Origin of the sequence: Donghicola sp. XS_ASV15 (assembly GCF_041224595.1) — a bacterium.
Lineage (GTDB): Bacteria > Pseudomonadota > Alphaproteobacteria > Rhodobacterales > Rhodobacteraceae > Donghicola.
Genome location: NZ_JBGFGN010000123.1, coordinates 1 through 4,363, shown reverse-complemented (window position 1 = coordinate 4,363; position 4,363 = coordinate 1). Strand labels below are relative to the sequence as shown.

Annotated in this window: 3 protein-coding genes; all 3 read left to right on the top strand. The window is 55.0% G+C overall.

The genetic code is table 11. The features are described 5' to 3' along the window. Positions 1-2,138, top strand: a 2,138-nt coding sequence (locus AB9K37_RS07135; protein WP_369836505.1) for an ATP-binding protein, incomplete at its 5' end; no start/stop codon positions are given. A 211-nt stretch (positions 2,139-2,349) separates the two neighbouring features. After that, the gene (locus tag AB9K37_RS07130) at positions 2,350-2,823 is read left to right on the top strand and encodes a hypothetical protein (protein WP_369836502.1); all 474 of its coding nucleotides are present in this window, start codon (positions 2,350-2,352) and stop codon (positions 2,821-2,823) included. 179 nt (positions 2,824-3,002) lie between these two features. Next, a partial coding sequence (locus AB9K37_RS07125; RefSeq protein WP_369836499.1) for a calcium-binding protein occupies positions 3,003-4,363 on the top strand: 1,361 nt, incomplete at its 3' end.

Sequence of the window (4,363 nt, the reverse complement as noted above, 5' to 3'; positions counted from 1 at the left end):
CGCACCTTCAAATACAAGTCCACGGTGTATATCCCCAAGCCCTCCCGAAATCCGAAAGGGCAAAAGTGGACGACTTTTACGCCGCCCGCGACAACACTATGCCGTCGCTACCGTGGCCGAGTATTGCTCCGCCGTTCACAGTGTTCCTGCTGGATCTCTATTCAAACTTCTTGCCGCCAGAGAACCTAGACGCGCTTGGCTTTAACGAGAACTTTGTCGAATTTTCGATAAACCGAAGTTTGCGCGGGGCCTCAGTCGTCGTCGGTTTCTTTGTTGCGGTTCTCTATACGGATCGTTTGCACCGTGTTGCGCGATACCTCCCGGCGATGCTGATCTTTCCGCTTCTCGGAGTGCTGCACGCAAAGGGCTTTCTGGGATACCCGATGCTGGATACGGCGATCGTCGGGTTGCTCTTCGCAATGTTTCTGCCCGCTGGTGTCGCGCCGATCGTCGTAATCGTTGGCATTACGTTTTATTCAGCGATGACAGGATTTTACCTAACGGACACGCCCGCAGGGAATATCGAGTCCTCTTTGCTGGAATCCTACTCCATCGGTGCACTTTTCCTGATTGTCATGACGATGGCCCTCAGAGGTCGCGGCAGACACGAGCGGGAACAGCGCCGCGCCAGTTTGCGGCGCTTGTCTATGGTGCGGGAATTCGCTGGTGTCGGCTTGTTTGCCGTGAATGTGCCGCGCAATACCCTGCGAATGGACCCCTCGGGGCAGAGGTTGTTGAACCGTCCTGCCGAAACCACCTTGGATACATTCGTCGAAGCTTTCGGACTTGAGCAGCGCCCCGAACTCCGCGCGTTTTTCCAGGGAACCAAGAACGACGCGACGACGATGGTGCTACCGCTTCTTAGAAACTTCTCTGATGGTCGAGAACGGCTTCTGCGGCTTTATCTCTGGGGCGAAAACAGCGCGTGGAATGATCGCATCGTCTATGGCCTGATGATCGAGGTGACCGAGGAGTACAGGCGCGAACGGGCCCTGTCGGGTGCATTGAAAGAACTGTCGGTCAAGCAAGAGCGTCAGAACCAACTTTTCTCTATTGTCTCTCACGAGGTGCGAACCCCGGCGTCCGTCCTCTCGATGATGATTTCAGAGTTGGATCGCGGAGAAGACGTTGCCGAGCTGTTGCCCCAGATGCGAGAGGCATCTGACCAGCTTTTGACGGTTCTGGACGACATGCGTCAGGCCGTGAACCCCGAGAAAAACCAACGTGTCAAAATCAGCCCCTACGTGCCAACGGAACTAGCAGGTCAGGTCGAGGGAACCTACCGTATGATGGCCGAGGGGCGCGGTTTCTGTATCACGACCGACCTCGAGACCGGCGCAGAGCGTTCAATCATGGGGGATGCCTCTCGGATCAAGCAGGTGCTCGGAAATCTGGTGCGAAACGCGATCATCCATTCCAAAGGGTCTGAAATCCGGATCGCCTTTGAGCGCAAACCTGATGACGGCCCGGATGGTACGAACCTGAATCAGATCGCATGGACGGTGACGGACAATGGCGTCGGCATCCCCGATGCCGATGTGGCCCGTTTGTTCCAACCCTTTGAGCGGGGCAGTGCGGACGCGCGCAATCAGGCGGACGGGTCGGGGCTTGGGCTTTATATCGCCAAGCAAATGATCGAAATGCTCGGCGGGCGGCTGTCCTATTTCAAGGCGCCAGAAGGTGGCGCTGGCTATCGAATTGTAATGCCAGAAGTGGTCACGCTAGAGGGGCACTCGAAATCTGTGGTCAATGACTGTGCCGATCTGGACGAGCATCTTAAGACCCTGAGGGTGGTACTGGCCGAGGACAACAAACTGGTGGCCAAGATTACCCTCAAACAGTTGGGCCGCGTGTTTGGTACAATCGAGCACTTTGAAAATGGTGCGCTTGCACTGGCGCGGATCAAAGAAGATCAACCGGATCTGTTGCTCACAGATTTGTTTATGCCCGAGATGCCCGGCGACGAACTGATGCAGTCTGTCAAAGACCAAGGCATTGATATCCCTATGATTGGTTTGACTGCCGCTGTGGTTGGGGATGATACCCAAAGGTTTGAGGAGGTCGGCGCAACAGCCTACCTTCCCAAGCCTTTGTCTATCGACAAACTCAAGGGTATTCTGCAGGCGCATCTGGTCTGACCGAGTTGGAGCGGCCTATCACCATAGGTAGGCCACACACCCCGAAACGGTCTCGCGCACCCAATCTGCGGACACACCTTTGGATGCCGAATGCGCGGTTTGGGTAAAGAACGTGCCGAAAATTGCAGCTTCTTTGACCGAGAGCGCAGGTGTTTTCTTTGAACTGTCATGTTAGCTTGGCTTCAGTAAATGGAATGTTTGAGGCGCTGTCATGACGATCCCCCCGCATCGAGAAGCACTTGTCTCTCGTCTGGAGCAGGAACTGACTGCGTTTGCGCTTGTCAGGGATATTTCAGCGCAGGACGCCGCGGGCGCGTGTGTGCTGCACAACTGGACCATCATCCACAAACCCAACGTGCATATTGAGATTTGTGGCGTCACTTCGGCAATGTCCGGCGAAAAGCCGTCACTGTTGGTCACGGGCCGCGTGGTGCATATTGATATCGCGGAAAAGGTCGTGGTTACAACGACGGGCCTGTATCGTCTGGGCCGTCGGCCCTCTAGTGACAGCTGCAGCGAAAAGCGGGCTTCTGTCGACGCCGAGCTGTCCCGTGTGAAAGAGATCTTGGCCGAGTACCGCGAGGATCTGATGACCGTGCGCCGCTATCTTTCCGAGATGATGTCAGTGGACTGTGAGACGGAAACCGCAAACGACACGCGCCCCCTGCGCAGGGCATTGCACTAAACCCGACTTTCTTCTCTGATGTCAGTCAAAAGCCCCCAAGTGAGGGGCTTTTTGCGTTTCTTGCAAGTCAGGAAACCACGATTGCCGCACGCGTTTCAGAGCGTGTAAGCATGAAGGCGAATTTTCATATTTTGCTTATTGTCCCGCCGTCAGTCGGGCTCTTCTTGGGGTAACTTTTCATGACGACCTATTCTGTGACCGCGTATTCTTGGTACGAAGACAGTTCGCAGGGGATTATCGACAATGTCACGCCTATTCAGGTCGGATTTGTCGGTACCAGCGATCTGGAGCTGAGTTACACATACACAGATGCTGTGGATGGCTACGATCTGGTTCAGACGTCTGTTCTGGACGGGTACATCTACGATATTTCGATCTACGGCGAACCTTACTCTTTGTCGGATGCCGATATCGCTTATCAGGAAATTACGATGGTGAACGGTGACAGTCTGGAGCTGGCACTGCTGCGCTACGGAGAACTTGGTGGCGCAGGCACAGTGCTGGTCATTCCTCTTGGCGGCGACTACGCGGAATACTTCGATGACGGGTTTGATCTGTCCGCACTCGAGTACTTTGTGAGCAACATGTACAGCGACGATGAGTTGCAGACCGGCCATTTTGCCGAAGGCGAGGTTTTCTCTCTGTCTCAACTACCTGACGTGTTGGTGACCGAAGACGACAGCATGTTCGACTTTTCGCAAACGGATTACATGCTTGGCGAAGCTGGGAATGATCAGCTGGTCGGATGGGAAGGGGACGACCACCTGAACGGTGGCGCGGGTTCGGACATTTTGTTCGGCAGCTTCGGGGACGACACCATCGTTGGTGGCAAAGGGTCCGATGTCGTGAGTTACAATCATTGGGATGGAGAGCAAGGCGTGGTCGTGAAGCTCTCCAAGGGTTTTGCCATTGATGGGTGGGGCTATCGAGACAAACTCCGTCAGATCGAGGATGTCGTTGCCTCTGCTCTGGATGACAAGCTGATCGGGAACAAGAAGAACAACGTTTTCTACGGGCTCGCCGGGGAAGATACGATCAAGGGCGGTGCGGGCTACGATCTGGTGGATTACGCCGCTGACGAAACCAATGGTGGCTTTGACGGGGTCACGGTCAATCTTGCGAAGGGATTTGCGATCGATGGTTTCGGGGACAGGGACACGCTGAAATCGATCGAAGATGCGTTCGGAACAATCTACAAAGACAAGCTCGTTGGCGACGGCGGTGAGAATTTCCTAGCCGGACTGGAGGGACGAGACACTCTGATCGGAGGCAAAGGGAATGATACCCTGAGCGGCGGCGAAGGGAACGACATCCTAAAAGGCAAGGGCGGCGCAGATGCCTTTATCTTTGATGACGTATCGGGGCGCGACAAGATATTTGGCTTCAAGGTAGGGGTTGATCTGATCGATCTGGCGCAGGCTGATGTGTCTTTCGATGACCTGAGCTTCTCCAAGAGCGGCAAATTCGTGCTGGTGGAATACGGCGATGTCGAGATTCTGGTGCGCGGTGCATCGCTGTCAGAGCTCAACAGCCAAGACAA

Bases quoted from the DNA above. Each gene is read 5' to 3' on its own strand.
- AB9K37_RS07130 (WP_369836502.1), top strand. From the start codon at position 2,350: ATGACGATCCCCCCGCATCGAGAAGCACTTGTCTCTCGTCTGGAGCAG.